This is a genomic window from Bacteroides sp. 1_1_14 (assembly GCF_000162515.1).
Lineage (GTDB): Bacteria > Bacteroidota > Bacteroidia > Bacteroidales > Bacteroidaceae > Bacteroides > Bacteroides thetaiotaomicron.
The window spans coordinates 1-1,667 of sequence record NZ_GG774734.1 but is presented as its reverse complement, the minus strand read 5'-3'; the positions used below and the strand labels follow the sequence as shown (position 1 = coordinate 1,667).

General features: G+C 37.4%; 1 protein-coding gene. It reads left to right on the top strand.

Annotated elements, in window-relative coordinates; translation table 11 throughout:
• The first annotated feature begins 322 nt into the window (after nucleotides 1–322).
• The gene (locus tag HMPREF9007_RS00160) at nucleotides 323–1,504 is read left to right on the top strand and encodes a clostripain-related cysteine peptidase (protein WP_008763906.1); all 1,182 of its coding nucleotides are present in this window, start codon (nucleotides 323–325) and stop codon (nucleotides 1,502–1,504) included.
• The last annotated feature ends 163 nt before the right edge of the window (nucleotides 1,505–1,667 follow it).

Sequence of the window (1,667 nt, the reverse complement as noted above, 5' to 3'; positions counted from 1 at the left end):
AGAATTTCAATTCTTAATCAATGTTATAAACATACTATTTTTCTTGGATAATTTGCAAAGTTCACAGAAGTCCGTATCTTTGCAATGTGTTTTTCATAGTATTAGATTTAAGGTTAACAAAGGTTGGAGCAAGGCGTTGCTCCTTTTTTTATGTCCATACGTGAGCTATTGGACTTTCGTATATAGTAGAATTACGTTATTTTTCAGTAGATTTGCAGTAACACTTGAAAAGGATACATTCAGATTATATTCTGAATATATAAATCAAAAAGTGCTCTTTTTACGTTATATATCAAGAAGTAACTTTAATCCTGACAAAACAATGAAGACAGAGCGGAAATATCACCATTTGATTAAATCAGTTATCATCGTACTATTCCTTTCTTTTGGCATGACTTCGTGCGAAAAGGAAGAGCCAGTTCCGGTACCTACAGAACAAACGGTATTCATGTATCTCCCCTGGTCTGATAATCTCACATCCAATTTCTATCAGAACATCAGCGACCTTGAAAGTGTAGTTGAAAAGAATATCTTGAAGGATGAACGGATAATCATTTTCATGTGTACCACAGCAACGAAAGCCACTCTTTTTGAACTCGCTTATGAGAACGGCAAGAGTGTGCGTAAAACTCTAAAGAACTATACAGATCCTGCATATACCACAGCAGAAGGTATCACATCCATCCTAAATGACGTGCAACGCTACTCTCCCACCAAACGCTATTCGATGGTTATCGGCTGTCATGGCATGGGATGGATACCCGTATCAAATTCTAAATCACGTAGCGGTCTTCGTACCAAAATGCACTGGGAATACGAAAATGTACCAATGACACGCTACTTCGGAGGATTAAATGCCCAATATCAGACTGATATAACCACACTTGCCAAAGGAATATCCAATGCCGGACTTAAAATGGAATATATACTCTTTGACGACTGCTATATGTCAAGCATTGAAGTAGCCTACGCTCTCAAAGATGTGACTGATTATCTGATAGGATCTACAAGTGAAGTGATGGCGTATGGTATGCCATACGCCGAGATAGGTCAGTATCTAATTGGGAAAGTAGATTATGCCGGTATCTGTGACGGTTTTTACTCTTTTTATTCCACTTATAGCACACCCTGCGGAACAATCGCTGTCACTGATTGCTCAGAACTTGATAACCTGGCAACTATTATGAAAGAAATTAATCATCGATATACTTTTGATCCTTCACTAACCAGTTCTTTACAGAGACTGGACGGATATTATCCGGTTATCTTCTTTGACTATGGTGACTATGTTTCAAAATTATGCCCTGATGAAACTCTAGTGGCACGATTCAACGAACAGCTCAATCGTACGGTGCCATTCAAAAGAAATACAGAATATTTCTATTCGATGAGCAGAGGAGAAGTGAAAATCAATACCTTCTCCGGTATTACAATCTCCGATCCAAGTACGCACTCGCTGGCCTCAAAAAAAGAAGAAACAGCATGGTATGCAGCTACTCACTAGGAACAAGAGATAAGATCAGGAAATCTCTTAATAAAAATAGAATCGAGAATTCAAATTCTTAATCAATGTTATAAAACATACTATTTTTCTTGGATAATTTGCAAAGTTCGCAGAAGTCCGTATCTTTGCAATGTGTTTTCATAGTATTAGATTTAAGGTTAAC